The organism is Halostella limicola, from assembly GCF_003675875.1.
GTDB lineage: Archaea > Halobacteriota > Halobacteria > Halobacteriales > Natronoarchaeaceae > Halostella > Halostella limicola.
On the sequence record NZ_RCDI01000001.1, the window covers coordinates 939,094 to 964,460 of the forward strand.

Annotated in this window: 26 protein-coding genes; 15 read left to right on the top strand and 11 right to left on the bottom strand. The window is 68.9% G+C overall.

Annotated features, from left to right (window positions below; translation table 11 throughout):
- Nucleotides 1-6 precede the first annotated feature (6 nt).
- Together D8670_RS05750 and D8670_RS05755 are read right to left on the bottom strand one after the other, a co-directional pair.
- Nucleotides 7-237: an Lrp/AsnC family transcriptional regulator gene (locus tag D8670_RS05750; RefSeq protein WP_121817114.1), complete on the bottom strand. Its 231-nt coding sequence runs from the start codon at nucleotides 235-237 to the stop codon at nucleotides 7-9.
- Between the two features lies 1 nt (nucleotide 238).
- Nucleotides 239-922: a potassium channel family protein gene (locus tag D8670_RS05755; protein WP_121817115.1), complete on the bottom strand. Its 684-nt coding sequence runs from the start codon at nucleotides 920-922 to the stop codon at nucleotides 239-241.
- A gap of 93 nt (nucleotides 923-1,015) precedes the next feature.
- Here D8670_RS05755 and D8670_RS05760 point away from each other — a divergent pair, with 93 nt between their 5' ends.
- Nucleotides 1,016-1,246 (top strand): Lrp/AsnC ligand binding domain-containing protein, encoded by a 231-nt coding sequence (locus D8670_RS05760; protein WP_121817116.1) that lies wholly within the window; start codon nucleotides 1,016-1,018, stop codon nucleotides 1,244-1,246.
- Here the strand turns inward: D8670_RS05760 and pdhA are convergent.
- Complete coding sequence (gene pdhA / locus D8670_RS05765) at nucleotides 1,243-2,292, bottom strand: pyruvate dehydrogenase (acetyl-transferring) E1 component subunit alpha (protein WP_121817117.1); 1,050 nt, start codon at nucleotides 2,290-2,292, stop codon at nucleotides 1,243-1,245. The two genes, D8670_RS05760 and pdhA, sit on opposite strands and share 4 nt — an antisense overlap.
- Before the next feature lie 72 nt (nucleotides 2,293-2,364).
- On the opposite strand from pdhA, the gene D8670_RS05770 reads away from it, so the two are divergent.
- On the top strand, nucleotides 2,365-2,694 hold the full coding sequence (locus tag D8670_RS05770; RefSeq protein ID WP_121817118.1) for a DUF7991 family protein: 330 nt from the start codon (nucleotides 2,365-2,367) through the stop codon (nucleotides 2,692-2,694).
- 49 nt (nucleotides 2,695-2,743) lie between these two features.
- Here the strand turns inward: D8670_RS05770 and tmk are convergent, their stop codons facing one another.
- Entirely contained in the window at nucleotides 2,744-3,334 is a 591-nt protein-coding gene (gene tmk, locus D8670_RS05775) for a dTMP kinase (protein ID WP_121817119.1), read from the bottom strand.
- A 98-nt stretch (nucleotides 3,335-3,432) separates the two neighbouring features.
- Here tmk and D8670_RS05780 point away from each other — a divergent pair, with 98 nt between their 5' ends.
- The 6 genes from D8670_RS05780 (at nucleotide 3,433) to D8670_RS05805 (ending at nucleotide 9,461) form a co-directional block, all read left to right on the top strand.
- On the top strand, nucleotides 3,433-4,320 hold the full coding sequence (locus D8670_RS05780; protein WP_121817120.1) for a complex I NDUFA9 subunit family protein: 888 nt from the start codon (nucleotides 3,433-3,435) through the stop codon (nucleotides 4,318-4,320).
- A 194-nt stretch (nucleotides 4,321-4,514) separates the two neighbouring features.
- Entirely contained in the window at nucleotides 4,515-5,693 is a 1,179-nt protein-coding gene (locus D8670_RS05785; RefSeq protein WP_121817121.1) for a tubulin/FtsZ family protein, read from the top strand.
- Nucleotides 5,671-6,474, top strand: a complete 804-nt coding sequence (locus tag D8670_RS05790; protein WP_121817122.1) for a hypothetical protein — start codon at nucleotides 5,671-5,673, stop codon at nucleotides 6,472-6,474. Before D8670_RS05785 ends, D8670_RS05790 begins: the two co-directional genes overlap by 23 nt.
- A gap of 37 nt (nucleotides 6,475-6,511) precedes the next feature.
- Complete coding sequence (gene cofC / locus D8670_RS05795) at nucleotides 6,512-7,120, top strand: 2-phospho-L-lactate guanylyltransferase (protein WP_121817123.1); 609 nt, start codon at nucleotides 6,512-6,514, stop codon at nucleotides 7,118-7,120.
- Between the two features lie 62 nt (nucleotides 7,121-7,182).
- Entirely contained in the window at nucleotides 7,183-8,328 is a 1,146-nt protein-coding gene (cofG, locus tag D8670_RS05800) for a 7,8-didemethyl-8-hydroxy-5-deazariboflavin synthase subunit CofG (protein WP_121817124.1), read from the top strand.
- Between the two features lie 71 nt (nucleotides 8,329-8,399).
- A complete protein-coding gene (locus D8670_RS05805) occupies nucleotides 8,400-9,461 on the top strand; it encodes a complex I subunit 1/NuoH family protein (RefSeq protein ID WP_121817125.1) in 1,062 nt (353 codons plus the stop codon).
- 24 nt (nucleotides 9,462-9,485) lie between these two features.
- On the opposite strand, the gene D8670_RS05810 is transcribed toward D8670_RS05805, so the two are convergent.
- Entirely contained in the window at nucleotides 9,486-10,172 is a 687-nt protein-coding gene (locus D8670_RS05810) for a helix-turn-helix domain-containing protein (protein WP_121817126.1), read from the bottom strand.
- 118 nt (nucleotides 10,173-10,290) lie between these two features.
- Here D8670_RS05810 and D8670_RS05815 point away from each other — a divergent pair, with 118 nt between their 5' ends.
- Complete coding sequence (locus D8670_RS05815) at nucleotides 10,291-11,667, top strand: cytochrome P450 (RefSeq protein WP_121817127.1); 1,377 nt, start codon at nucleotides 10,291-10,293, stop codon at nucleotides 11,665-11,667.
- Between the two features lie 30 nt (nucleotides 11,668-11,697).
- Here D8670_RS05815 and D8670_RS05820 read toward each other — a convergent pair whose 3' ends face one another.
- Together D8670_RS05820 and D8670_RS05825 are read right to left on the bottom strand one after the other, a co-directional pair.
- A complete protein-coding gene (locus D8670_RS05820; RefSeq protein ID WP_121817128.1) occupies nucleotides 11,698-12,750 on the bottom strand; it encodes a pentapeptide repeat-containing protein in 1,053 nt (350 codons plus the stop codon).
- 228 nt (nucleotides 12,751-12,978) lie between these two features.
- Nucleotides 12,979-13,266, bottom strand: coding sequence for a hypothetical protein (locus tag D8670_RS05825; RefSeq protein ID WP_121817129.1), 288 nt, complete (start codon nucleotides 13,264-13,266; stop codon nucleotides 12,979-12,981).
- 211 nt (nucleotides 13,267-13,477) lie between these two features.
- Between D8670_RS05825 and D8670_RS05830 the strand changes: the two genes are divergently transcribed.
- Nucleotides 13,478-13,885, top strand: a complete 408-nt coding sequence (locus tag D8670_RS05830) for a twin-arginine translocation signal domain-containing protein (protein ID WP_121817130.1) — start codon at nucleotides 13,478-13,480, stop codon at nucleotides 13,883-13,885.
- Nucleotides 13,886-14,034: 149 nt separating this feature from the next.
- On the opposite strand, the gene cofH is transcribed toward D8670_RS05830, so the two are convergent.
- Together cofH and D8670_RS05840 are read right to left on the bottom strand one after the other, a co-directional pair.
- Complete coding sequence (gene cofH, locus D8670_RS05835) at nucleotides 14,035-15,411, bottom strand: 7,8-didemethyl-8-hydroxy-5-deazariboflavin synthase subunit CofH (protein WP_121817131.1); 1,377 nt, start codon at nucleotides 15,409-15,411, stop codon at nucleotides 14,035-14,037.
- Nucleotides 15,412-15,491: 80 nt separating this feature from the next.
- Nucleotides 15,492-17,078 (bottom strand): TerB family tellurite resistance protein, encoded by a 1,587-nt coding sequence (locus tag D8670_RS05840; RefSeq protein WP_121817132.1) that lies wholly within the window; start codon nucleotides 17,076-17,078, stop codon nucleotides 15,492-15,494.
- 282 nt (nucleotides 17,079-17,360) lie between these two features.
- Here D8670_RS05840 and D8670_RS05845 point away from each other — a divergent pair, with 282 nt between their 5' ends.
- Both D8670_RS05845 and D8670_RS05850 read left to right on the top strand, forming a co-directional pair.
- A complete protein-coding gene (locus D8670_RS05845) occupies nucleotides 17,361-18,386 on the top strand; it encodes a phosphoribosylaminoimidazolesuccinocarboxamide synthase (RefSeq protein ID WP_121817577.1) in 1,026 nt (341 codons plus the stop codon).
- A gap of 72 nt (nucleotides 18,387-18,458) precedes the next feature.
- Nucleotides 18,459-18,641: a DUF7576 family protein gene (locus tag D8670_RS05850; protein WP_121817133.1), complete on the top strand. Its 183-nt coding sequence runs from the start codon at nucleotides 18,459-18,461 to the stop codon at nucleotides 18,639-18,641.
- A 10-nt stretch (nucleotides 18,642-18,651) separates the two neighbouring features.
- On the opposite strand, the gene D8670_RS05855 is transcribed toward D8670_RS05850, so the two are convergent.
- Entirely contained in the window at nucleotides 18,652-19,785 is a 1,134-nt protein-coding gene (locus D8670_RS05855) for a citrate synthase/methylcitrate synthase (protein ID WP_121817134.1), read from the bottom strand.
- A gap of 183 nt (nucleotides 19,786-19,968) precedes the next feature.
- A complete protein-coding gene (locus tag D8670_RS05860) occupies nucleotides 19,969-20,943 on the bottom strand; it encodes a formyltetrahydrofolate deformylase (protein ID WP_121817578.1) in 975 nt (324 codons plus the stop codon).
- A gap of 159 nt (nucleotides 20,944-21,102) precedes the next feature.
- Between D8670_RS05860 and purS the strand changes: the two genes are divergently transcribed.
- The 3 genes from purS to D8670_RS05875 all read left to right on the top strand — a co-directional run bounded on the left by purS (nucleotide 21,103) and on the right by D8670_RS05875 (nucleotide 25,330).
- Nucleotides 21,103-21,354 (top strand): phosphoribosylformylglycinamidine synthase subunit PurS, encoded by a 252-nt coding sequence (gene purS, locus D8670_RS05865; RefSeq protein WP_121817135.1) that lies wholly within the window; start codon nucleotides 21,103-21,105, stop codon nucleotides 21,352-21,354.
- A 59-nt stretch (nucleotides 21,355-21,413) separates the two neighbouring features.
- On the top strand, nucleotides 21,414-22,097 hold the full coding sequence (gene purQ, locus D8670_RS05870; RefSeq protein WP_121817136.1) for a phosphoribosylformylglycinamidine synthase I: 684 nt from the start codon (nucleotides 21,414-21,416) through the stop codon (nucleotides 22,095-22,097).
- Between the two features lie 86 nt (nucleotides 22,098-22,183).
- Nucleotides 22,184-25,330 (top strand): PAS domain S-box protein, encoded by a 3,147-nt coding sequence (locus D8670_RS05875; protein WP_121817137.1) that lies wholly within the window; start codon nucleotides 22,184-22,186, stop codon nucleotides 25,328-25,330.
- The last annotated feature ends 37 nt before the right edge of the window (nucleotides 25,331-25,367 follow it).

A 25,367-nucleotide genomic window follows, 5' to 3' on the forward strand; every position in this document is an offset into this window, starting at 1 on the left:
AAGGCCTCAGTCCATCGCGATGTAGGTCTGGGTGTCCTCGACCCCCTCCGTCGCCTGGATCTCCGTCGCGGCGATCCCCTTCACCTCGGCGGGGGAGTCGACGCTAACCTTGGCGATCAGGTCCACGTCCCCGGCGACGATGTGGGCCGATTGGACACCCTCGATGCTCTCGATGTCGTCTTGCAGACGGTCCGCCTCGCCCGTGTTCGCTTTGACCATGATGTACGCTGTGACCATCTCAGACACCTCCGGCAGCGGCGCGGCCCGACTCGCCGACGAGGATCTGGCGGACGTCGCTCAGCACGTCGAAGTCCGCGAGGACGACGAGGCGGTCGCCCGCCTCCAGTGACTCGTCGGGGCTCGGGATCTGGAGCGGTTCGTCTTCCTTGCCGAACGCGAGGACCGTCGCGTCGGCCGGGAGCTGGAGTTCGCTGATCGTGTACCCCCGTGTCGGCGCCTGCTCGGTGACGGTGAGTTCGACCACCTGGAGGTTCTGGGCGATGTCCGCGATGGCGCGGATGTCGCCGCCGAGCAGTGCGTTCTTCGCGCCGATCGCGCCGAGGCGCTCGGGGTAGACGATCTCGTCGACCTCCTCGGCGTACTTGCGGTAGATCTCCTCGCGGTAGTCCTCGTCGATGCGAAGCACCGTCCGGCAGCCGTAGTGCTTGCCGATCATGCAGGCCGCGAAGTTGACGTTGAGGTCGCCGGTGAGCGCGCCGAGCGCGTCCGCCGACTCGATGTCCGCCTGTTCGAGGATCGCCTCGCGGGACCCGTCGCCCTCGATCACCTCGTGGTCCTCGTTGCGGGCGCGTTTCGCCTTCGTCGCGTCCCGCTCGATGAGCGTCACCTCGTGGCCCTCCTCGCGCAACACGCGACCTGTTCGCAGACCGACCCGTCCGGCTCCAATGATAACGAACCGCATACTGGGAGGTACGCGAGGCCCCTTCAATAAGTTTGCCCCGGCCCCGACGCCGACCAAAGGTTTTTGTCGTGACAAAGAGTACCACACACCGACATGGTTCACGCGTTCATCATGGTGAAGACCGCCGCCGGGAAGTCCGAGGACCTCCTCGCCGCCATCCGCGAGTTGGGCCGGATCCACGAGGCCCACATCGTCGCCGGCGACTACGACATCATCACGGAGGTCGACGCCGAGGAGGTGTACGAGGTCCTCCACACGGCGTCGTCCGAGATTCAGGGGTTGGACGGCGTCGCCGACACGAAGACCTACATCTCGATGGGCTAATCCCCCGCCCCTTCTGCGTCCGCCCCCGCGCCGTGTCGCCGCAGGGTCGCTTCCTTCTGCGCCCGGAGCCCGTCCGGGAGGTCCGCGTACACGTGGTCGAACACGTCGGCGGGGTCGGCGTCTTCGACCGCCTCCGCGGTCTCGATCGCCCGGTCTAGCTCCGCCTCCGCGTCGTCTTCCACCTCGGCGACGAACGCTTCGTCGATGGCTCCCTGCTCGCGGAGGTACTCCTCGTAGCGCTCGATCGGGTCCCGGGTGCGCCACTCGGGCAGGTCCTCCTCGACGTCGCGGTACCGGCTCGGATCGTCGCTCGTCGTGTGCGCGCCCCGCCGGTACGTCATGCTCTCGACGAGCACGGGGTCGCCGTCGCGGACGCGTTCGAGCGCCGCGCCGACGGTCTGGTACACCGCGAGGGGGTCGTTGCCGTCGACCTGCACGCCGTCGAAGCCGTACGCCTCCGCCTTCTGGGCGATGGTGTCGCTCGCGGTCTGTTTCCGCCGCGGGAGGCTGATCGCCCAGTTGTTGTTCTCACAGAGGAAGACCGTCGGCGTCTCGAACACGCCGGCGAAGTTCATGCCCTCGTGGAAGTCGCCCTCGCTGGTCGCGCCGTCGCCGAGGTAACAGAGGACGGCGCAGTCGTCGCCGCGGTAGTCGGCCGCCATCCCCGCGCCCACGGCGTGAGGAATCTGGGTGGCGATCGGCACCGCCTGCGGGAAGACGGGGACGTCGTGGTCGGAGTGGTACTCCGCGTGGCCGCGCCGGAACAGCAGCACGTCGCTCATCGGCACCCCGCGGGCGATCTGCATCCCGTTGGACCGATACGTCGGGAAGAGCCAGTCGCGCTCCCGCAGGACGCGAGCGGCCCCGACCTGCGAGGCCTCCTGGCCCTCGTACGGCGGGTAGCCGCTCATCCACCCGCGCCGCTGGAGGGCGAGCGCCCGCTCGTCGAAGCGCCGCGCGCGCACCATGTCGCGGTACAGGGCCCGCGCCGTCTCCGCCGAGAACGGCGTCTCGTCGAGGTCCCGTTCGCCGATCACTCGGTGCATGGGCGGCGACTCGACGGCCCGCGCCAAAGCCGTTCCGATACGCCAAAGGCGGTTCGCCCCCCACGTGAGGGTATGGTGTCGGTCGCCTCGCTCGTCGGCTTCCTCGTCATCGTCGCGGTCCACACGCTCGTCGCCACCGTGGCGGCGCGGTACTTCCGGGTCCGGATGAAGACGCAGTGGGGGGCGGCGGTCTTCGCCCTCGTCGCGACGCCGCTGGTCCTTATCGTCTCGACGCTGGTCCTCTCGGGCGTGCTCGGCCTCGGCGGCGACCTCGGGGACAGAAGCACCGTGCTGTTCGTCGTCGTCCTCCTCCCGCTGACGCTCGGCTACTCGATCGACCTGTTCTGGCTCCCCTCACCGGAGGAGGTCGACCTGCCCGACACGCAGCGGGACCGCCGGTAGGGGTCCAGAGCCGGGCCGCGGGCGGACGCCGGGGGTCCCGGCGCGTCCCTCACCGCCGAGCGTCGAGCGCGTCGGCGACGGCCGACTCCGCGGCGTCTACGACGTGCTCGGGCGAGCGCGTCGCGTCGATCCGGACGAAGCGCTGGGGTTCGAGTTCGATCAGCGTCTCGTAGTTCTCACGCACCCGCGAGAGGTACTCGGTGCGCTCGAACTTGTTCGTCCCGCCGCTTCGCTCCGCGGCGGTCTGGGGGTCGAGATCGAGGTAGATCGTCAGGTCCGGTTCGACGGTGAACGGCTTGTGGACGCCGCGGACGTACTCCATCGGCCGCTTTATCTCGCCCTCCAGCGTGGCCCCCTGGTAGGCGTACCGCGAGTCGGAGTAGCGGTCGGAGACGACGAGATCGCCCGCCGCGAGCGCGGGGCGGACGGTGTCGGCGAGGTGGGCGGCGTGGTCGGCGGTGTAGAGGAACAGTTCGGCGAGCGGGTCCGCGTCGTCGTCCTCGACGGACCGATCGACGGCGTCGCCGTACCACGTCTCGGTCGGTTCGCGCGTGAACGTCGCGTCCGGGTACGCGTCGTGGAGGGCTTCCCACACCGTGGTCTTGCCGCTCCCGTCTAACCCCTCCAGCGTTACGAGCATGGCCGGGGGTTCCCGGCGCTCACATATCAGTCGTCCGGCTTCGGGCGCGTGCGGCCCTCCCCGGTACTTTTAGGACCGTTCCGTAACTAGCCACCGTCATGAGGATTCTTGTCACCGGCGGCACGGGGTTCATCGGCGAGAAACTCTGCCGGGAACTGGACGAGCGCGGACACGACGTGACCGCGCTCGCCCGGGACCCGGACGAGGCGACCCTCCCGTCGTCGGTCGAGCGGGCGAGGGGCGACGTCACCGTCTACGACTCCGTGGAGGCGTCGTTCGACGGGCAGGACGCCGTCGTCAACCTCGTCGCGCTGTCCCCGCTTTTCAAGCCCCGCGGCGGCGCGACCCACGAGGACGTCCACCTCGGCGGGACCGAAAACGTCGTGCGAGCGGCCGAGGAACACGACGTCCCCCGCGTCGTTCAGATGAGCGCGCTCGGGGCCGACCCCGGCGGGTCGACGGCCTACATCCGCACCAAGGGGCGCGCCGAGGAGGTCGTCCGCGACTCCGACCTGGACTGGACGCTCGTCCGGCCGTCGGTCGTGTTCGGCGAGGGCGGCGAGTTCGTCTCCTTCACCAAGAAGCTCACGCCGCCGTATCTCGCGCCGCTGCCCGGCGGTGGCAAGACCCGGTTCCAGCCGATCTGGGTCGGCGACCTCGTCCCGATGCTCGCGGACTGCGTGGAGGACGACGACCACGTCGGCGAGACCTACGAGATCGGCGGTCCGGAGGTGCTCACGCTCGCGCAGGTCGCCAAACTGGCCCGCCGCGCCGAGGGGCAGTCCGTGACGATCCTCCCCGTCCCGATGGCGCTCGCGGGGGTCGGCCTCAAGGTCGCCGGGTCGATCCCCGGGTTCCCCATGGGCGCTGACCAGTACCGGTCGCTGAAGTTCGACAACACGACAGCCGACAACGACATCGACGCCTTCGGCCGGTCGCCGGACGACCTGACGACGCTGTCCGAGTACCTCGATATCGGCCGGTAAGGCGGTCGTACGAAACTTAAAATGCTTTAGTAGTAACGCGTGAAAATATTATCAGATACGGTAATGTCTCCCTACGGATCGGCGCTGCCTTGCGATTTAGAGAGGATCTCTGGGCGTGCTACGAAGTTACACCATCACAAAACTTATAATCGTCATCGCTCTGGTTCACTGCAACGGAGCCCCGGACACAAAGCATGAAACTAGCGATGATCGGATTCGGACAGGCCGGTGGAAAAATCGTCGATAAATTCCTGGAGTACGACGACCGGACGGGGAGCGGAATCGTCCGCTCGGCCGTCGCGGTCAACACGGCGAAGGCCGACCTGATGGGCCTCGAGCGCGTGCCGCAGGAGAACCGCGTGCTCATCGGTCAGTCCCGCGTCAAGGGTCACGGCGTCGGTGCCGACAACGAGCTCGGCGCCGAGGTGGCCGAAGAGGATATCGACGAAGTACAGGGCGCGATAGACAGCATCCCCGTCCACGAGGTGGACGCGTTTCTCATCATCGCGGGGATGGGCGGCGGGACCGGCAGCGGCGGGGCCCCCGTGCTCGCGAAGCATCTGAAGCGGATCTACACGGAACCCGTCTACGGTCTCGGGGTCCTCCCCGGCAGCGACGAGGGTGGCATCTACACCCTCAACGCCGCGCGGTCGTTCCAGACGTTCGTCCGCGAGGTCGACAATCTCCTCGTCTTCGACAACGACGCCTGGCGACAGTCCGGCGAGTCCGTCGAGGGCGGGTACGCGGAGATCAACGACGAGATCGTCAAGCGCTTCGGCATCCTCTTCGGCGCCGGCGAGGTCGGGCAGGGCGACGAGGTCGCCGAGAGCGTCGTCGACTCCAGCGAGATCATCAACACCCTCTCGGGCGGCGGCGTCTCCACCGTCGGCTACGCCCGCGAGGAGGTCGAGAACGACAACGACGGCGGCGGTCTCCTCTCCCGATTCACCGGGGGCGAAGACGAGGGGATCGATACCGCGCACACGACCAACCGAATCACCAGCCTGGTCCGCAAGGCCGCGCTCGGCCGGCTCACCCTCCCCTGCGAGATCGAGGGCACCGAGCGCGCCCTCCTCGTGATGTCCGGTCCGCCCCAGCACCTCAACCGCAAAGGGATAGAGCGCGGGCGGAAGTGGCTCGAAGAACAGACCGGTTCGATGGAGGTCCGGGGCGGCGACTACCCAGTTCCCAGTTCCAACTACGTCGCCAGCGTCATCCTGCTCTCCGGCGTGAACGACGTTCCGCGCATCAAGGAACTCCAGCAGGTCGCCATCGAGGCACAGGACAACATCGAGGAGATCCGAGAGGAAAGCGAAGACAACTTAGAGAGCCTAGTCGAAGATGACGAAGATGAACTCGAACCGCTATTCTAAGCTCGCGACGCTACTCGTCGCTCTGACGGTCCTGCTCGCAGCGGTCCCCGCCGCCTCCGCGCTCGCCACGGTGCAGACGGACGACGCCCCCGACGAGGCCCAGGTGGGCGAAGAGGTGACGGTGACGTACACGCTCACCGACCTCTACGACGGCGACACACCCCGGCAGTACACGCTGCGGGGCGACACGAACCTGACGAACGCCTCCTGGTCGGTGACGGCGTTCGACAACGCCGGCGACCAGGTCGATCAGACCCAGAGCTACGGCGGCAGTTCGTTCGAGCACCCGGTCAGCGCGGACAACGACGTCGCCCGGATCGAAGTGACCGTCACGGGCACCGTCCCGGAGATCGCGAACCTCACGTACGCTCCCGCGGAGACGTTCCTCCTGACGGAGTTCACCGAGGTCCGCGACGGCGGCGGGACCACCAGCATCGACAGCTGGGAGACCCACCACTACACCGAGGACACCCGCGAGGCCCGCAACGCCATCGAGGCCGCCGAGGCCGACATCGACGACGCCCGCAGCAACGGCGCGGACGTCTCCGACGCCGAGGACGACCTCGACAACGCCGTCGGCTTCTACGAGGCCGGCGAGTTCGAGAAGGCCATCGAGAACGCCGAGTCCGCGCAGAACGCGGCCGAGCAGTCCCAGTCGAACGCCCAGACCCAGGAGCTGCTCCTCTACGGGGGCGTCGCCCTCGTCGCCCTGCTCGTGCTCGGCGGCGGCGGGTACGTCCTCTACCAGCGCCAGCAGGACGACTACGACAAGCTGGCCTGACGACCGTTTTTTCTCCTCTCTCGCGAAACACCGAGCCATGCGCACCGTCGTCCCGTTCGCGGCCGACTCCCCGAAGACACGGTTGAGCGACACGCTAACGCCCGACGAGCGGTCGGCGTTCGCCCGCGCGCTGCTCGACGACGTGCTGGCGACGGTGCGGGCCGCCGGCGGCGAGCCGACGGTGCTCGCGACGGCGCCCGTCGCGGTCGACGCACCGGTGACCGTCGACGACCGGTCGCTCTCGACCGCGGTCAACGCCGTCCTCGCGGACGCCGACTGCCCGGTCGCCGTCGCGATGGCCGACCTCGGCATCGCCTCCGCGGCGGCCCTGGAACGGCTCTACGGCGCGGACGGCGACGTGGTGATCGCACCGGGTCGCGGCGGCGGGACGAACGCGCTGGTCGTCCGCCACGAGGGCTTCCGCGTGGACTACCACGGCGTCTCCTACCGCGACCACCGCGAGATCGCCCGCGAGGCGGGTGCGAGCGTGGCGGTCGTGGACTCCCACCGCCTCGCGACCGACGTGGACGAGCGCGACGACCTCGCGGAGGTGCTCCTCCACGGCGACGGCCCCGCGCGCGACTGGCTGGTCGACGCGGGGTTCGAACTCGACGCCGGCGGCGGACGGGTGACCGTGACGCGGTGAGGGACCGTCCGGATCTGCCGCGGGTGGTACTCTTTTGATGCTGGGGGGAGCACTGGGGAACGATGATACCCGGGGCCGACGACTACGACATCGATATCTCGATAGCCGACGCCGCCGTCGAGGAGCTGCTGTCCGTGTCCCCGGCCGACGTCTCGCCCGCGGACGAGCTCTCCTTCTGTCGGAACGTGTTCGTCCCGCTGACGACCGCCTGCCGGTACACCTGCACGTACTGCACCTACTTCGACCCGCCGGGGGAGGCGACGCTGATGAGCGCCGACGAGGTCCGCGAGACGCTGCGGCAGGGGGCCGACGCCGGCTGCACGGAGGCGCTTTTCACGTTCGGCGACGACCCCGACGACCGGTACGAGGCGATCCACGCGCAGCTCGACGAGTGGGGCCACGACTCCATCCACGAGTACCTCCGCGAGGTCTGCGAGATAGCGCTTGAGGAGGGCCTGCTCCCGCACGCCAACCCCGGCGACCAGACCTACGACGAGATGGCGACCGTCGCCAAGGTGAACGCGAGCATGGGCGTGATGCTCGAGACGACCGCCGAGGTGCAGGCCCACGGCGGCCCGCGGGCGAAAAACCCCGGGCAGCGGCTGAACACCATCCGCAACGCGGGCGAACTCGGCGTCCCGTTCACGACGGGCATCCTCCTCGGCGTCGGCGAGGACTGGACCGACCGCGCCGAGAGCCTGCTCGCCATCCGGGAGCTGCACGAGCGCTACGGCCACGTTCAGGAGATAATCGTCCAGCCGGTCGCCCAGAACGAGCGGTGGCGCGGCGACACGCCGGGCGTCGAGACGCTCCGGCGCGCCGTGGCGATGGCGCGGCACTGCCTGCCGGAGGAGGTGTCCATCCAGGTGCCGCCGAACCTCGCGCCCGCCCGCGAGGTGGTCGACTGCGGCATCGACGACCTCGGCGGCGTCTCGCCCGTCACCGACGACCATATCAACCCCGACTACGAGTGGCCGGCGCTGCGCGAACTGGAGGCCGTCGCCGACCACGCCGGCGTCCCGCTCCGCGAGCGCCTGCCCGTCTACGAGCGGTACCTCCCCGCCGACCTCCGGACCGCCGGCTTCGACGGCGACCCCGCGCCGGGCGAGTGGCTCTCCGACCGGATCCGGGCGGCGCTCGCCGCCGACGGCCCCGCCGGCGAGCGCTACCGGTCGGTCCTCGCCGGCACGTCGCTGGCCGCCGACTGAGCGCCCGAACTTAAATTAACCGCGCATACGCCGCAACGGAGCTACCGTCCGGGCGCGCGAACCCTCGGACGATGCAGCTACAGTCGCTCACGCTCTCGGAAACCTTCGCCCGGGCGCTCGGGTTCGGCGCCGATCCGGGACCGGTCGGATCGCTCGTCGGCGGGATCCTCGCCGCGGCCGTCGTCGCCGTCGTCCTGCTGACGAACGCCGCCGTCGCCGGCCCGTGGGCCAAGCGCAGGGTGATGGCGGGATTCTGGGACAAGAAGGGACCGAACCGGATGGGGCCGCTCGGCCTCCTGATCATCGTCGCCGACGTCGTGCGCCTGCTGTCGAAGGAGCTGATCGTCCCGGAGCGCGTCGACCGACCCGCATACGACCTCGCGCCGCTGCTCGTGACGTTCTCCGCGCTGTTCGGCTTCGCCGTGATCCCGATGGGCAGCGGGATCCAGGTCGCGGACCCGGCGACCGGGATCGTCTTCGCGTTCGCCGTCGCGTCGCTGGCGACGCTCGGGATGACGATGGCGGGGTACGCGTCGAACAACAAGTTCTCCCTGCTCGGCGGCCTGCGGGCGGTCGCGCAGAACATCGCCTACGAGATCCCGCTGGTCGTCACCGCCGCGTCGGTCGTCCTGCTCGCGGGGACGATGCGAACGAGCGAGATCGTCGCGGCCCAGCAGGGGACGCTCGTCTCCGTCGCCGGCCTGTCGATACCGTCGTGGTACGGGTTCGTCAACCCGTTCGCGTTCGCGCTGTTCGTCACGGCGAACCTCGCGGAGGTGGGGCGCAACCCCTTCGACACGCCGGAGGCGCCGACGGAGATCGTCGCCGGGTTCCAGACGGAGTACTCATCGGTGTACTTCGTCCTGCTGTACCTCGGGGAGTTCCTCCACATCTTCCTCGGCGGCGCGCTGATCGCGACGCTGTTTCTCGGCGGCCCGGCCGGCCCGGTGCTGCCGGGGATCGTCTGGTTCCTCGCGAAGATGTGGGCCGTCTTCCTGTTCACGCAGTGGGCCCGTTCGGCGATGCCGCGCCTGCGGATCGACCAGCTGATCGGCGTCGGCTGGAAGGGGATGCTGATCCTGTCGTTCGCGAACCTGGTCCTGACCGCGGTCCTCGTCGGCCTCCTCGTCTGACCCGTCGCGACGGCCGTCGGTCCCCTACGGCGTCGGCCGGCGGTCGTCCGTCGCCCCCGTCCGGACGAACTGCGAGAACACGCTCGACTCCACCTTCCGCAGGTGCTCGCCGACGGTGCTCGGGGAGGCGTCGACGGCGTCGGCGACGTCCTCGTGGGTCGCCTCGCGGGGGTTCTCGTAGTAGCCGAGCCGCACCGCGGCGTCGAGTATCTCGCGCTGCCGGGCAGTGAGGGTGCCGAACAGGTCGTCGACCTGCGGCGCGTGGTCCCCGGTCTCCAGCACCTCGATCTCGTAGGCGTCGCTGTCCATCGGTATCGCGCCGGCGAAGGCCCCCTCGTCGCCGACGAACGTGATCTCCAGCGAGCCGTCCTCCGCGACGTCGTACGGCATCTCCATCATCAGCTCCGACTCGCGGCGCTGTTCCAGCATCCGGCGAGTGAGGTCCGTCGGCTCGTACTGGGTGTAGGAGTACCACCACCCGTCCGCGCCGGTGACCGCGAAGTCGACGACGGAGCGGGCCTGCTCCAGTATCTCCTCGTAGCGGTCGCGGTCGCCGCGGGCCTCCGCCAGGAGGACCGCCGTGCCGTCGTCCAGCAGTTCGTTGCGGTGGATCGCCTCCCGCGTGACCGACGGTTCGTCGGCGAGCGCCTGCCCGAGCGGGTGGAACGCCGTCCCCTCGGTCGGCGTGATCCGAACCGTGACGTAGCGCATACCCGGAGGTTCCCCGCTCGGTGTCAAATATCTACGGGGAACTGGTTCGGCGGTACTTAAACCCGCCTCGCATCCCGCGCACCACCCTTACCGAGCGACCGGCCGTAGGTTCACCCGCATGCCCCCAGAGAACACGGCCGCCGAACGACCGCGGGAGTCCCGCCCGACGCGGGGCGACCGACCGGCCGCGGTCCGCGACCCGCCCGGTCCGCGAGGGCTCCCCCTGCTCGGCAACACCCACCAGTGGATCCGCGGCCCCATCGAGTTCAAGGAGCGGTGCGCCGACTACGGCCGGGTCGTCAACTACGAGATCATGGGCACGGACGCGTACATGCTCACCCATCCTGACGACGTCGAGCGTGTGCTCGTGACCGAGGGCGACCGCTTCCCGAAGCACGAGGGGAGCAACGAGCAGCTCCGGGAGAGCCTCGGGGATGGACTGGTCACCAGCGAGGGCGATCTCTGGGAGCGCCAGCGCGAGGCCATCCAGCCGGCGTTCTACATGGACCACATCAAGCGCTACGCCGACATCATGGTCGACCGGTCGGCCGCCCGGACGACCGCGTGGCGCGACGGCGACGTCCGCGCGATGAAGCCGGAGATGATGCGTCTGACCATGGAGATCCTGGTCGAGGCGATGTTCGGCTCCGATCTCGATCTGGCGGAACGCGGCGTCTTCGACGCCGCGGAGACGCTCCGCGAACCGCTCCAACCGCGCAACCAGCCCGTCACTTTCCTCGCTCCGGACTGGCTCCCCGTCCCGATGCTCCGGCGCGCCGAGCGCGCCCGCGAGCACATCGAGTCGGTGATCTACGACATCGTCGCGGAGCGCCGCGCGAGCGACGCCGACCGCGACGACCTCCTGTCGATGCTGCTGGACGCCGACGCCGAGATGGACGACGAGCAGATCCGCGACGAGATATTCACCTTCCTCTTCGCCGGCCACGAGACGACGGCGGTCACCCTCACCTTCACCCTGGACCTGCTGACGCGAAACCCCTCCGCCGCCGCCCGTCTCCGCGAAGAGGTCGACGACGTCGTCGACGGCCGCCCCGAGATAGCCGACGTCTTCGCGTTCGAGTACGTCGAGGCCGTCGTCAGGGAGGCGATGCGCCTCTACCCGACCGCCCACGAGATCCGGCGCGAGCCGGTCGAGGACGTCACGTTCGGCGGGTACCGCGTGCCGGAAGGCGCGCTCGTCGTCCTCCCGACCTCCGTGCTCCACCGCGACGAGCGCTTCTGGGACGCCCCCGACGAGTTCCGGCCGGAGCGCTGGCTGGACGACCGGGACCGACCGGAGTTCGCGTACTTCCCGTTCGGCGGCGGCAAGCGCCGCTGCATCGGCCAGCAGTTCGCGATGACCGAGGCCCAGCTCGTGCTCGCCACGCTGTGTGCCGACTTCACGTTCGAGCGCCGCTACGACGACCTCGACCTGTCGGCGCCGGTCACGCTCCAGCCGAAAGGCGACGTGCCGATGACGGTCCGCGAGCGATAGGTCGTCGGCCGACCCACCGTCGCGGTCCGTTCACCACGTCACGATCCGGGCGAGCACGAACACCAGAAGCGCAGCCAGGAGCGTCCCGAGGATAGTCTCGACGCCGGCCAGCATGCGCGCCAGGAAGCCGATAGGCTGGATGTCGCCGTAGCCGAGCGTGGCGAACGTCACCACGCTGAAGTAGAAGCTCTTGAACATGACCCTGGCGATCCACCAGGCGGGCGCCTCCTGCGGATTCTCGATCGAGTACGTTATCGACCCGCCGTTCCCGACTTCTCGAATGCCGCCGGTGAGGGGGTACAGCAGCGCGGACGCGGTGATCACGATGAGCGACACCACTAAGATCCGGTACGGGCTGCTCCCGTACTTCATCGCCCACTTCGAGGCCGACCACTTGATCGCCTCCGCGTAGTCGCCCTGGTGCCACGCCAGCCGACGGCGGGCGTCTTTCTCCTGGTTGTAGCTCCGCTGGGCCAACCTCGGGAGCGCGTTGTCCTGATACAGCTGTTCGAGCTGTCGATACGCCCAGGCCGCGGCCTCTAACCGATGGACGTCGCTCAATTTCGGCTCGACGGATTCTTGATCGTAGGGGGAAACCGCCCCGAGATCCGTCGATCCCCCGATGTGGACGTCGGTGAGGACCGCATCGTTGAGGAGCGCCTTCTGGAGCGTCGCCCGGCGGAGGTCGGCGTTGGTGAAGATGGCCCCCTCGAGATTGGCCTCCGAGAAGTCCGTGTTTATCGCGCTCACGTTCGTCAGGTTCGTGAGCATCATGTCCGCCCCGGAGAAGTCGGCCCCGCGCAGGTCGGCGCCGGTCAGGTCGGCGCCGATGATAGACGAGTTGGCGAACCAGTCGACCCCGCCGAGCGCTGCTTCTCGGAGATACGCCCCGTCGACATCCACCGCCGACCCCTCCTGAACCTCCTCGATCGTCTCCTTCGTCTTCCCGTCGACCTTGGCGTGCCAGACGCAGCGGTCGTGATCCTCCCAGGTTGGACGACTGCAGGGATCGCTGGAGAAATCGTCGTCGATCAGCCCGATCTCGAGCCGATAATCGCATTGATCGCCTTGTGCATCCGCCATACCCGCTTGACAACCGCCATCCTCAAACCGTCGGGGGTGCCTACAGCGGCTCTCGCGCCTATTTTTCGGTAGTTCGATGCTATAGAGGAAGCTTCGGAAGCCCAGACGACTCCGTCTACGGTCTGCGGGGCCTTCCCACCACTTCACCGCGCGTCGCCATCGGCGGTAGCACCGACGATCGCTGGCAGCCAGCCCCGCTGACGAGCCGCTGCCGACGACAGGTTCGGTTCAGCTGTCCGCTTCACTCTCGCGCTTGACGTTCCAGCAGTCCTCGCCCGTTCTCTCCAGCACGGCCGGTTCTCGGAGCGTCACGCGCTCGCCAGTCGGCGTCGCCTCGCGCTCGCAATCGGCGCTTACCCGATTAAGACGGCCTAGCAGTTGCGCAGTCGGCGGTTTCTGCGCCGCCGCGCAGTCGTAAATAGTGAGTAATCCCCGCTCTCGCTCGCCGTACACGACGATTCGGGCGTGTCGCGGGAGTTCCCACGCGTTTTCGCCTGTCTGCGCGAGCTTGTTCATACGCTGTGTAGTACCAGTTCCGACTAAACTTTAAGTGTGATAGGTAGGGTTTCGGAGTTACGCATGCTGTATTAAGTGGCTAGTTTATATCTTTAGCTGATGTGGAGGAATGATTGGATTATTGGGCTGCTAACCGTTCCATAGGTAATAATCGAAACGATAGTCCTCGACTTTGTGAGTCGGGGTTAGAGTGGCTGACGGAGAAATCGCAATGACAGACAACAACTCAGCAGACGAGCGGAACCTAGACCGGCGGACGTTCGTGAAAGGAGCGGCAGCCACTGGTGTAGCAGCAGCGGGACTCGGATCGATGGGTAGTGCTGCTGCCCAGGAGAACATCAGGAACCTGAACGTCCAGATCAGCAGTGGTCTGGTGAATATAAGCAATATCAACGCCTTGCAGAACGTCAACGTAAGCGAGGTCGACGTCACCGTCATCGGCGGAGACGTCAACGTCAACGTTGAGAATATCGCTAACAACTTAGACATTGACGTTTCGGACGTACAGGTTGTCAACGTCGAAAACGTCCTTAACGACAGCGTCGTCCAAGTTGCAGTCGGCGTCCTCGGTAGTGCTGGAAACCTCGTCGCAGCAGGTAGCGACGCTGCCAATCTCTAAGCAACGTAAACGGGCGTTCTTCGGCAGGAGATTTTTTGATGCAGTACAGTTCCGCTACGTGTTCACGTGACGTTAGAATGTTTCGACGAAGGAACGGTTACTGACACAGTCAAGTGCCGCAGAACGTCTAACAAAATCTACCAACTGTTCTAGTCGTCCGCAACGCGCGTTTCCCTCTCCAGCATCGGCGTTCCGTCGGCCTTCGGCCCTAACTCCGGCCCGTGCGGGCGGTCATCGGGGTCGATGACGCGGCGCTGCCGGTAGTCGGTCGAGCGCTCGACGGGGGTGCGCCCGATGGCGGTGATCATGTCGACGTACTCGTCGAACGAGCGGTACTCGCCGTAGTCGCCGCCGGCGCGTTTCGTGATCTCCTCGGAGAGGATGGTGCCCATGAAGTCGTCCGCGCCGCAGTTGAGCAGTTTCAGGCCCTTCGCGTCGCCGAACTTCACCCACGAAGACTGAACGTGGTCGACGTTGTCGAGGAACAGCCGCGAGACGGCGATCATCAGTTCGTCCTCGGCGTCGCTCGCGCCGCCGTCGACCATGCCGTACTCGTACAGCGGCGTGGTCTCGTGGATGAACGACAGCGGCACGAACTCGGTGACGTTGTCGGTGCGGTCCTGCAGGTCGCGCACCCGTTTGAGGTGCATGACGCGGTGCATCTCGTTCTCGACGTGGCCGTACATGATCGTCGCGGTCGTGTCGAGACCGACGTTCGCGGCCGCCTCCATCGCTTCCAACCATTCGTCGGTGCCGATCTTGCCGGGACAGATGACGTCGCGCACCTCGTCGACGAGGATCTCGGCGGCCGTGCCGGGGACGCTGTCGAGCCCGGCGTCTTTCAGGCGACTGTACACCTCCTCGTAGGACCAGTCGGTGCCGCGGCGGGCGTGATACGCCTCTTCGGGCGTCATCGAGTGGAGGTGGACGCCGTCGACGGCCATCGCGTCCATCTGCTCGCAGTAGGTACCGGGGTCCGTGTCGTACCGCTCCGGCGGCTTGTAGTTCAGGTCGCCGCGGTCGCTCGCCGCCAGGATCTCTTGGTGCTCCTCGTCCAGCACGAACGCCGGATGGAGGCCGGAGACGGAGGTGACCTCGTAGATCCCCATCTCGACGGCGTCGCGGATGATTTCACGGGACTCCGCCGGCGTCTTCGTGAAGCCCGGGTGGGCCTCGTCGCTGTCGGCCTCGAAGTTCTCGGCGGTGTCCTTGAAGTTGCAGAACAGGCAGCCGGTGTTGCACGCCGTCGTCACGTTGTTGTTCAGGTTCGCGACGAACGTCACCTCCTCGCCCACGACCGCCGCTCGCCGGCGGTCCGCCGCTTCGAGCACGCGCTCCTTCCGGTCGGGGTCGATCCCGTCGACGTCGGTGCCGGTGGTCAGCAACTCGACGCCGTCGGCGACGGTCAGGCGGTCGCCGTCGCGGGCTTTCGCCAGCGCGTTCTCGAACGACTGGTCGGTCTCGGGGCGGTGCCGGAACTCGTAGTCGTCCGGCACCCCCTCGCTGGTCTCGAACCTGTCGGCCATTGTCTCGTAGAGCGCGGGCCAGCGCTATAACGCTGGGGATAGGCGATCCCGCCTCGGCGGTCCGCGCCAGACGGCGCCGGTCACAGCGCGTCGCCGGTGAGCGCGCGCTCCACGTCGGCGTCGGACATCCCCATCGCGTCGGCGATCCGCCCCAGCAGCTCCATCTCCTCCGGATCCACGTCGTCGTCCGCGGCGGCGACGACGGCGGCGAACTGGAGCGCCTGCTCCTTGCCCGCCGGGGTGAGCATGTCGCTCAGGCCGCGCGCGACCTGGACCGCGTTGGTCACGGACTCGGCGCCGTCGCGGATCCGCCGCTCTATCTCGTCGGTCGGGTAGTCGGGGTAGAGTTCGACGGCGGCGTCGCGCATCGCCGTCGCCTCCGCCTTCGTCGCCTGCCCGTCGGTGAGCATCGTCGCACAGCCGAGGCGGATCAGCGCGCGCAGGTGGAACTCCGCCTCGGTGTGGCGGGAGGGGTCGAACGCGTCCGCGTCGCGCAGGAACTCGTAGTCCATGCCGGAGTCGTTCAGCGACTCGGCCAGCGCGCTCGTCGGGCCACGGTTGACCAGCGACCGCCCGACGTCGTACAGCGTCGCGAACGGCGTGATGACGATGGCGGTGATGCTCCACCAGCCGGTGAGGAGGTTCTTCCCCGCCATTCCCCACAGTTTCCGGCGGTTACAGCCGTGACACCCGACCGACTGCACCGTCGTGATCCGGTACGCGAGCAGGAACCCGGTGACGCGGTACCCCTTCGCCAGCTCCTCGATCGGGCGCTCGCCGCAGTGCTGGCAGGCGATGTCGACCGCGACGGCGCCGTCCGGCACCGACCCGCGGCGGGCCGCCGCCTCGCTCGATGCGGCGGCCGACTCGCCGGGCGCGGTCGCGGGGTCTGGAGTGGCGCCCGCCGGAGCGCCAGCGGCGGTCGCCCGTTCGCCGGGCGCGGACGCCGGCTCGGCCGGGCCGGCGATCCCCACCAGCGACGCCGAGCAGTGCGGACAGGCGTCGGCGGACGGGTCGACGTCGCGCTCGCAGTCGGGGCAGACGGCGTCGTCGACCGCCGCGGACTCCGTGAACCCGAACAGCGACCGCAGTCGCTGGGGGATCATCGGCGCGACCGTGTCGCTGTACTCGACCACGAGCGGTTGCGCGAACACCCCCATCAGACCCACCGAAAAGATCGGCACGGCGGCGAGCGTCGGGTCGAACGTGGCGGAAAGCACCGCGGCGTAGGCGTACACCGGCAGGACGCTCCCGACGACGGCCGTCGACACGACCAGCCCCGGACGCCGGAACTTCCACACGACGGCGGCGACCGCGACCGCCAGCGCGGCCATGACGGCGTAGGCGGACGGGGCGGTGCCGGCGAGGCGGCCGAGCACTAGCCCGGCGGCGGCGCCGGTCACCACGTCCGCCCCGCGCCGGTGCAGCCCGGCGGCGGCGACGCCCGCGACGGCGCCGACGGCGGCCCCGCCGGCCAGCGCGGCCGGGTGCGCGACCGGGAGCGCGATCGCCAGTCCGCCGACCGCGCCGACCGCGGCCGCCATCGGCCGGGGGTACGACTGCAGGAGCCAGTATCCGCCGAACGGGATCGCGACGACGGCCCCCAGCGTGAGCGGGAGCGTCAGGAACGAGGCGAGCGCCGACGCCACGCCGATCAGATCTACCACAGGCGACCATCGCCGGACGAGCCGTCGCGGCGAACTGATATGTAGGTATACATTTCTATAGTTTAACGCACATCATCGGGACTTAATTTTTTCTACTCGAGAGGTAGATCGGCCACTTCGACCCGAAACGGACGGCGATCGAGCGGCGGCTCTCGGCGGCGTAACTGAAACCTTCTTAATCCGCGCCCCCGCCAGTTGCACGTATGACCGTGGTGGTCGGCGCGTGACTCGCGCCTCGGTAGAACTGCTCCGGAGCCTCGGGATCCGCCGGGGGTGGCTCGCGTGACGAGCGTCAAGGAGTTCCGCATCGACGAGGCGGCGACCGAGAGCGACCTCGGCGCGGGCTCGTTCGTGTTCACGGACGACTACTCCGTGTTCGACTGGGGGAAGATGCCCGACGAGATCCCCGACAAGGGCGCGAGCCTCTGCTCGATGGGGGCGTACAACTTCGAGCTACTGGAGTCCGAAGGCGTCCCGACCCACTACCGCGGCGTCGTGCCGCGGGACGGCGGCGACCCCGTCCCGCTCGACGACGCGGACGAACCGCCCCGCGAGATGGCGATCGACCTGACGCAGGTCCCCGACCTCCCCCACGAGGGACGGGAGTACGACTACGACGCCTACCACGACGAGGCGGGCGAGAACTACCTGATCCCCCTGGAGATCGTCTTCCGCAACCGCGTGCCGGTCGGGTCCAGCCTCCGCCGCCGGACCGACCCGTCGGACCACGGCCTCGACTTCGCGGAGTGGCCCGACGAGGCCGTCGACCTCGACGAGCCGATCACCGAGTTCTCCACGAAGTACGAGAAGGGCGACCGCTACCTCTCCCGCGAGGAGGCCGACGACATCGCCGGCGCGGCGTCGATCGACGACCTCGAAGCCGTCGCCCGCGAGGTGAACCGCCTCGTCACCGAGCGCGCCGCCGAGGCCGACCTGCGCCACGAGGACGGCAAGATCGAGTGCCTGTACTACCGGGGCGAGATCCGCGTCGCCGACGTGGTCGGGACGTTCGACGAGAACCGCTTCAGCTACGAGGACACCCAGATCTCGAAGGAGGTGCTCCGGCAGTACCACAAGCGCACCCAGCCCGAGTGGGTCGAGGCGGTGCAGGCGGCGAAGGAGGCGGCCAAACGCGAGGACGTCGCGGACTGGAAGTCGCTGTGCGACGCCGCGCCCGAACCCCTCGACGACGACGTGGTCCAGATCGCCCGGGACCTCTACGCCGCCGGCGCGAACGCCTACGTCGGCCGCGAGCTGTTCGACGCGCCGCCGCTCGACTCCGCGATCGGCGAGGTCTGGCGGCTCTGACGGCCGGGCCGGTTCCCGGACACCTGCGGGAAGAGGTCGATTTAAGGCCGCCGCTCGCCTCGGTCCGTGCAAATGGTCGACCCGACGTCGGATCTCGGCGAGGACGTGAGCGAGGAGGACGCGCCGGAGTGCGAACAGTGCGGCGACCCCGTCGTGGCGGACTCGGACCACCGCGTCCGTACGTCGGTCGAGGACGGCACCGTCGAGCACCGGCACTTCTGCGGCGACGACTGCCTCGACGAGTGGCGCGCCTGACGGCCCTCTCTCACCTGTTCTCGACCGGCGTCCACGTCCGCCCGGTCGCGCCGTCGTAGCGCGAGGCGGGCCGAACGAGCCGGTTGTCGTCGAGCTGCTCGAGGCAGTGCGCCGTCCACCCGCCGGCGCGCGCCACGCCGAACGTCGCCGTGAACAGGTCCCGCGGAACGCCGACGCCGTGGAGCAGGGCGGCGGTGTAGAACTCCACGTTCGTCTCCAGCCTGCGGTCGGGTTTGTGCTCCGCGAGCGCGTCGACGGCCACGTCCTCGAACTCCCGGACGGTCTCGAAGAAGTCGGCGTCCCCGCGCTCCTCGTAGAACCGTTCCGCGGCGGTCGACAGCACCGCCGCGCGGGGGTCGCGGACCCGGTAGACCCGGTGGCCGAAGCCCATCAGGCGCTCGCCGGCATCGAGTTTCTCGCGAACGTACCCCTCGGGGTCGCCCGACTCGTGGACGTCCCGGAGCATGTCGAACACCGGCCCGGGCGCGCCGCCGTGGAGCGGCCCCTTGAGCGCGCCGACCGCGGCGGTCGCCGCGGAGACCACGTCCGACTCCGTCGACACCACGACCCGCGCGGTGAACGTCGAGGCGTTGAGGCCGTGGTCGATGACGGCGTTCAGGTACGTCTCCAACCCGCGCTCGGCGGCAGCCGAGGGCTCCTCGCCGGTCAACATGCGGAGGTAGTTCCCCGCGTGGCCGAGGTCCGGGTCGGGCGCGACCGGCTCCTCGTCCTGCCGGTACCGCCAGTACATCGCCACGATGGTCGGGAACGCGGCGACGACCCGTCTGGCGTCCGCTTCCGGGTCACCGTCGTCGGTGCCGAGGGTCGCCGCCGCCGCGCCCATCCGGAGGGCGTCCATCGCGGGCTTCCCGTCGGCGGCGGCCCGCCGGAGGACCGCCCGCACCTCGTCGCCGATCTCCCGCCGCCCCGCGAGGTCGGCGCGGAACTCGTCCAGCTCGTCGGCGGTCGGCAGTCGGTCGTGCAACAGCAGGTAGAAGCTCTCCTCGAACGTCGCGTTCGTCGCGAGCTCCTCGACCGGGTAGCCGCCGATGACGAGCTCGCCGGTCTCGCCGTCGATGTCGCTGAGCCGCGTCTCCGCCACCGCGATGCCGTCTAACCCCGGGGAGAACGTGTCGTCACCCATACGCCCGGTGCACCGGCCGGCGGGTTAATTCTTCCCCGGGCGTGCCGGTCGCTGTAGGTACTGAACCGGCGAAAAAGCGGGCGGTCGGTCGACGGGCGCGTCGGGGTCTCCGCCCCCGCCGTGCCAGTCAATCGTCGGCCTCGTTGGCTGCGACCGCGGTCTCGGGATGAGCCCCTCGACCGATCAGTCGTCAGCCGATTCCTCGACCGACTCCCCGTCGGCAACCGCCTTCCCGATGCCGTCGAGCGGCCGGTCGGGGTTGGCCTCGGTCGCCTCGCGGGTGAGGCCGAGCTGGTAGTCGTCGGCGTCGTCCCGCAGCGTCGTGCGGCCGCGGTGGACGCTGACGTCGTTGCCGAGGTGGAGCTTGACCGCTTCGAGCAGGGCGTCGGCTTCGAGGGGCTGGCCCCGGTTCCGGAGGTCCTCCACCGTGGCGTCGTCGGGCACGTCGAACGCGCGTTGGGTGATGATCGGGCCCTGGTCGAGGTCCGTCGTCACGTAGTGAGCGGTGACGCCCGCGATGCGGACGCCCTCCTCGAGCGCCTGCCGGTAGGCCTTCGCGCCGGGGAAGGCCGGCAGGAGGCTCGGGTGGATGTTGATGATGCGGTCCTCGTAGCGGAACACGACGTTCGGGCTGAGGATGCGCATATACCGCGCGAGGACGATGAGGTCGGTGTCGTACTCCGCAAGCAGGTCGAGCAGTTCGTCCTCGTCGGGCTGTCCCTTCTCGTCGCCGATATCGTGGAACGGGACGCCGTACTGCTCGGCCAGCGGCTGCAGGTCGTCGTGGTTGCCGATCACGACGCTGATGTCCGCGCCGAGGTCGTCGTTGGCCCACGCCTCGAACAGCGCCTCAAGGCAGTGGGACTCCTTCGTGACGAGGACGGCGATCTGCTGGGTGTCGCGGTCGCTCGGGAACCGGACCTGCACGTCGACCCCGAGGTCGTCGCCGAGGTCGTGGAGGTCGCGGCGGAGCGTCGCGTCGGTACAGACCATGTCGGAGGTGTCCACCGACATCGTCATGCGGAACAGGCCGTCGCGGACGGCCTGGTCCAGGTCCTCGATGTTGATTCCGCGCTCGAACAGGAGCGACGTCACTCGCGCGATGAGTCCGGTGTCGTCTCCTCCGATCACCGTGATCTCGGTCAGGTCGGTCGTCATCGCCTCCACCTCCTGTTCGATTGGAGCGGCGTCATCGGCAACCTCTCAGCCACGCGTCGGGAAAAGCCTTCTTTTCGGCGCGAACGTTGGGTAGGCACGAACGTGTATACCGAAGACGAGTCACAAGAGTTTTTGAACACGAACGCGCCTGTTCAGGTGATGACCGCCTACACCGCCACCGTCACGGTGCGACTCAAGCGCGGCGTGTTAGACCCCGAGGCAGAGACGACCCAGCGCTCGCTCGAACGCCTCGGTTTCGAACTGGAGGACCTGCGCTCCGCGGACCGCTTCGAGATCGATCTGGACGCCGAATCGCCCGAGGCGGCGGCCGACCGCGTCGACGAGATGGCCGAGCGCCTACTCGCGAACCCGACCATCCACGACTACGACGTGAGCGTCGACGAGCGATAGATACCGATGACCGTTGCCACAACGATTACGACGCTCTGCTCCCACACGAGGTGGTCGCTGTGACCGTCGCAATCGTCCGCTTCGGCGGTTCGAACTGCGACCGCGACGCCGAACGCGCGCTCTCACACCTCGACATCGACGCCGAGATCGTCTGGCACGAGGACGGCCTCCCGGCGGAGACGACAGGCGTATTGCTCCCCGGCGGCTTCTCCTACGGCGACTACCTGCGCGCCGGCGCGATGGCCGCCCGCTCCCCGATCATGGAGGAGGTGCGCGAGGCCGCCGCGGACGGCGTCCCCGTGCTCGGCGTCTGCAACGGCGCGCAGATCGGCTGCGAGTCCGGTCTCACGGAGGGGGCGTTCACCACGAACGAGAGCGCGCGCTTCCAGTGCGAGCGCGTCCACCTCCGGGTCGAGCGCGCGGACACGCCGTGGACGGCGGCGTACGAGGAGGGCGAGGTGATCGAGGTCCCCATCGCCCACGGCGAGGGCCGCTACGAGGTCGACGACGACCGCCTCGCCGAACTGGAGGACGAGGAGCGCGTCCTCTTCCGGTACTGCGACGAGGACGGCGAGCGCACCGCCGAGGCGAACCCCAACGGCTCGAAGCACGACGTGGCGGGCGTCCTCGGCGAGGACGAAACGGTCGCCGTGCTGATGCCTCATCCCGAGCGCGCGACGCTTCCCGACGTCGGGCCGACCGACGGCCAGGGGATCCTCCGCGGGTTCGAGCGCGCCGACTAACTGTATCATTTTAAATACTGTCGGTGGAACATTCAAGTTCGTCCGCCGCGTTGCTCGGATGAGACGGAACAGTAACGGAAATATACATGTCGAAAAGGAAAACTGTCCTCCACGTCGACCCGGCGAGCGCCGTCAGGTCGCGCGTCCGCGACGCGCTCTCCGACGCGGGCGCGAGCGTCGAGTCGGTCGGCGACCTGTCTGCGGCGCGCGCGGCACTCGATGAGGCGTCGTTCGACTGCGTCGTCGCCGAGACGGCCCTCCCGGACGGCGATGGCCTGTCGCTAATCGACGCCGCGGCGGGCGCGTTCGTCGCCTACACCGACGCCGGAGACGAATCGCTCGCCGGGCGCGCGGTCGCCGCCGGCGCCGACGGCTACGTGCCGAAGGCGGACGGCGTCGCCACGCTCGTCGAGCGCGTAACGGCGCTGCTCGACGGCGGGGAAGAGCGGTCCGACGAGCCCTCGGCGGAGCGCGCCGCCAGCACCGCCGCCGGCCTCTCCATGCTCGTCGAGCAGTCGCCGCTCCCCATCGTCGAGTGGGACCTCGACTTCCGCGTCGCCGCGTGGAACCCCGCGGCGGAGGAGCTGTTCGGGTACGAACGCGCGGAAGCGCTCGGTCGCGCTCCGACGGAACTCATCCTCCCGGCCGCCGAGCGCGAGGCGGTCGACGCGGTGTGGGAGGACCTGGTCGCGGGCGAGGGCGGGCGGCGGATCGTCAACGAGAACGTCCGGAAGGACGGCGAGACGGTCGTCTGTGAGTGGAACAGCGCCCCGCTGGTCTCCGACGCGGGCGAGGTGGTCGGCGTCCTCTCGTTCGTCCGGGACGTCTCGGAGCAGGTGCGACGCACCGAGGCGCTGGAGTCGCTACAGGAGACGACGCGGGAGATGATGCGGGCGGAGACGAAAGACGGCGTCGCCGAGACGGTCGTCGACGCCGCCTTCGACCTGCTCGGCCAGCCGCTCGCGGGCGTGCGGCTGTACGACGCGGAGACCGGCCGCCTCGAATCCGCCGCCGCGACCGACGCCGCGGTCGAACTGCTCGGCGACCTCCCGTCGGTGGGCCCCGGTGACGGCATCATGTGGGAGGCGTTCGCCGCGGACGAGCACGCCGTGTACGACGCGGTGCCGGTGGACGAGACGGTCTACGGCGACGCCTTTCCCGACGGTATCGGGAGCGTCTCGTACTTCCCGCTCGGCGACCACGGCGTGCTCGTGCTCGGCTCGCGCGAGACCAGCGGGTTCGACGACACTGACGTCCACCTCGCGAACGTCGTCGCGACGACGACGGCGGCGGCGCTCGACAGCGCCGAGCGCCGTCGGGAGCTCGAACGCCGGGACACCATCGTCGAGGCGGTCGGCGACGGCGTCTACGCGCTGGACGCGGACGGGCGCTACACCGCCGTCAACGACACGATGCTCACCATCACCGGGTACGACCGCGAGGAGCTGCTCGGCGAGCACGTCTCCGTGCTGCTGGACGACGAGGACGTCGAGGCCGGCCGCCGCCTCGTCGCCGACCTCCTCGACGACGGGAGCGATCCGGTACAGACCTACGATATCTCCCTGACGACGAGGGACGGCGACCGGATCCCCTGCGAGGTGAACATGTCCCTGCTCCCCGCCGACGCCGGGTTCGAGGGGACCGTCGGGACCGTGCGGGACGTCAGCGAGCGCAAGGAGATGGAGGACGCCCTGCGCCGACAGAAGCGGAAGGTGCGCAACCTCCACGAGGTCGCCTCGGACCTCGACGCCTGCGAGACCGAGGCGGAGATATACGACCAGGCGGTCGAGGCCGCCCAGCAGGTGCTCAACTTCGACATCTGTGCGGCGCAGCGGATCGAGGGCGACGAGTCCGTCATCGTCGCCCTCTCGTCGGGGCCGCTCCCGGACGAGGTCGAGACGCGACGGGAACTCGGCGACAACCTCGTCACCGCGACGCACCGCAGCGGCGAGACGCACCGCATCGACGACGCAAGGGAGAGCGATATCGCTGACCCGGTCTCCGACGACTACCGGGGAGTGCTCTCCGTTCCCATCGGCGACGTCGGCGTGTTCCAGGCGGTGTCGACGACCGTCGGTGCGTTCGACGAGAGCGACGCGGAGCTGGCGGAGCTGCTCATGTCCCACGTGGCGAACGCGCTCGAACGGGTCCGCTTCGAGTCCGACCTCCGGGAGGAGCGCGACCGCTTCGCCGCGCTGTTCGAGAACGTCCCCGACCCCGTGGTGAGCGTCCGCGACGGCGAGGACGGCGACCCGGTGTTCACCGACGTGAACCCGGCGTTCGAGCGCGTGTTCGGGTACGACGCGGACGCCGTCGTCGGCGAGTCCGTCTACGACTACCTCGTCCCGCCGGAGGAGCGGTCCGAGGCGAGGGCCCTCAGCAGGCGCGCGGCCGCCGGCGAGACGCTCGAGCGCGAGGTCGAGCGCCGGACGACCGACGGGATCCGCGAGTTCCTCGCGACGGTGGTCCCGGTCCGCCTCGGCGAGCGCCACCCCGAACGCTACGTCGTCTACACCGACATCACGGAGCGCAAGCAGCGACGCAAGCGCGTGGAAGTGCTGAACCGCGTCCTCCGCCACGACCTGCGCAACGGGATGAACATCATCAGGGGGTACGCGGAGACGCTCTCCCGGGACGTTTCGCCCGACCTGAGCCCCGCGGTGGACGCCATCGAGGACCGCGCGACGGAGCTCATCGAACTCGCCGAGAAGACCCGGGCGGTCGAGCGGACGCTCGGCGACGGCGAGCGCGCGGCGGGGCCGACGGACGTCGCGTCCGAGGCCGCCGCCGTCGCCGAGCGCGTCCGCGAGGAGTACCCGTTCGCGACCGTCGAGTGCTCGGTCCCCGACCGCGCGCTCGCCAGCGCCGACAGCCTCCTCGAAACGGCGATCTACCACGTCGTCGAGAACGCCGTCCTCCACAACGACCGGACGGACCCGACGGTCCGGGTCGAGGTCCGGCACGAGGACGACGCGGTCGCGGTCGAGGTCCGGGACGAGGGCCCGGGGATCCCGCAGATGGAGCGGGAGCTCCTCTTCGAGGACCGCGAGATAACGCAACTGCGCCACGCCAGCGGGCTGGGCCTCTGGCTGGTCAACTGGGTCGTCGAGCAGTCCGGCGGCGCGCTCACCTTCGCCGACAACGAGCCCCGCGGGAGCGTCGTCACCATCCGCGTGCCGCGGGCCCGACGGGGGACCCGCGCCGGCGAGACGGAGGTCGAGTCGGACACCTAGCGCCGACGCTCGCTGGGTCGTCGGTCGCGGCGATCGC

Coding starts and splice junctions, on each gene's coding strand:
- D8670_RS05750 (WP_121817114.1), bottom strand. CDS start 237: ATGGTCACAGCGTACATCATGGTCAAAGCGAACACGGGCGAGGCGGAC.
- D8670_RS05755 (WP_121817115.1), bottom strand. CDS start 922: ATGCGGTTCGTTATCATTGGAGCCGGACGGGTCGGTCTGCGAACAGGT.
- D8670_RS05760 (WP_121817116.1), top strand. CDS start 1,016: ATGGTTCACGCGTTCATCATGGTGAAGACCGCCGCCGGGAAGTCCGAG.
- pdhA (WP_121817117.1), bottom strand. CDS start 2,292: ATGCACCGAGTGATCGGCGAACGGGACCTCGACGAGACGCCGTTCTCG.
- D8670_RS05770 (WP_121817118.1), top strand. CDS start 2,365: ATGGTGTCGGTCGCCTCGCTCGTCGGCTTCCTCGTCATCGTCGCGGTC.
- tmk (WP_121817119.1), bottom strand. CDS start 3,334: ATGCTCGTAACGCTGGAGGGGTTAGACGGGAGCGGCAAGACCACGGTG.
- D8670_RS05780 (WP_121817120.1), top strand. CDS start 3,433: ATGAGGATTCTTGTCACCGGCGGCACGGGGTTCATCGGCGAGAAACTC.
- D8670_RS05785 (WP_121817121.1), top strand. CDS start 4,515: ATGAAACTAGCGATGATCGGATTCGGACAGGCCGGTGGAAAAATCGTC.
- D8670_RS05790 (WP_121817122.1), top strand. CDS start 5,671: ATGAACTCGAACCGCTATTCTAAGCTCGCGACGCTACTCGTCGCTCTG.
- cofC (WP_121817123.1), top strand. CDS start 6,512: ATGCGCACCGTCGTCCCGTTCGCGGCCGACTCCCCGAAGACACGGTTG.
- cofG (WP_121817124.1), top strand. CDS start 7,183: ATGATACCCGGGGCCGACGACTACGACATCGATATCTCGATAGCCGAC.
- D8670_RS05805 (WP_121817125.1), top strand. CDS start 8,400: ATGCAGCTACAGTCGCTCACGCTCTCGGAAACCTTCGCCCGGGCGCTC.
- D8670_RS05810 (WP_121817126.1), bottom strand. CDS start 10,172: ATGCGCTACGTCACGGTTCGGATCACGCCGACCGAGGGGACGGCGTTC.
- D8670_RS05815 (WP_121817127.1), top strand. CDS start 10,291: ATGCCCCCAGAGAACACGGCCGCCGAACGACCGCGGGAGTCCCGCCCG.
- D8670_RS05820 (WP_121817128.1), bottom strand. CDS start 12,750: ATGGCGGATGCACAAGGCGATCAATGCGATTATCGGCTCGAGATCGGG.
- D8670_RS05825 (WP_121817129.1), bottom strand. CDS start 13,266: ATGAACAAGCTCGCGCAGACAGGCGAAAACGCGTGGGAACTCCCGCGA.
- D8670_RS05830 (WP_121817130.1), top strand. CDS start 13,478: ATGACAGACAACAACTCAGCAGACGAGCGGAACCTAGACCGGCGGACG.
- cofH (WP_121817131.1), bottom strand. CDS start 15,411: ATGGCCGACAGGTTCGAGACCAGCGAGGGGGTGCCGGACGACTACGAG.
- D8670_RS05850 (WP_121817133.1), top strand. CDS start 18,459: ATGGTCGACCCGACGTCGGATCTCGGCGAGGACGTGAGCGAGGAGGAC.
- D8670_RS05855 (WP_121817134.1), bottom strand. CDS start 19,785: ATGGGTGACGACACGTTCTCCCCGGGGTTAGACGGCATCGCGGTGGCG.
- D8670_RS05860 (WP_121817578.1), bottom strand. CDS start 20,943: ATGACGACCGACCTGACCGAGATCACGGTGATCGGAGGAGACGACACC.
- purS (WP_121817135.1), top strand. CDS start 21,103: ATGACCGCCTACACCGCCACCGTCACGGTGCGACTCAAGCGCGGCGTG.
- D8670_RS05875 (WP_121817137.1), top strand. CDS start 22,184: ATGTCGAAAAGGAAAACTGTCCTCCACGTCGACCCGGCGAGCGCCGTC.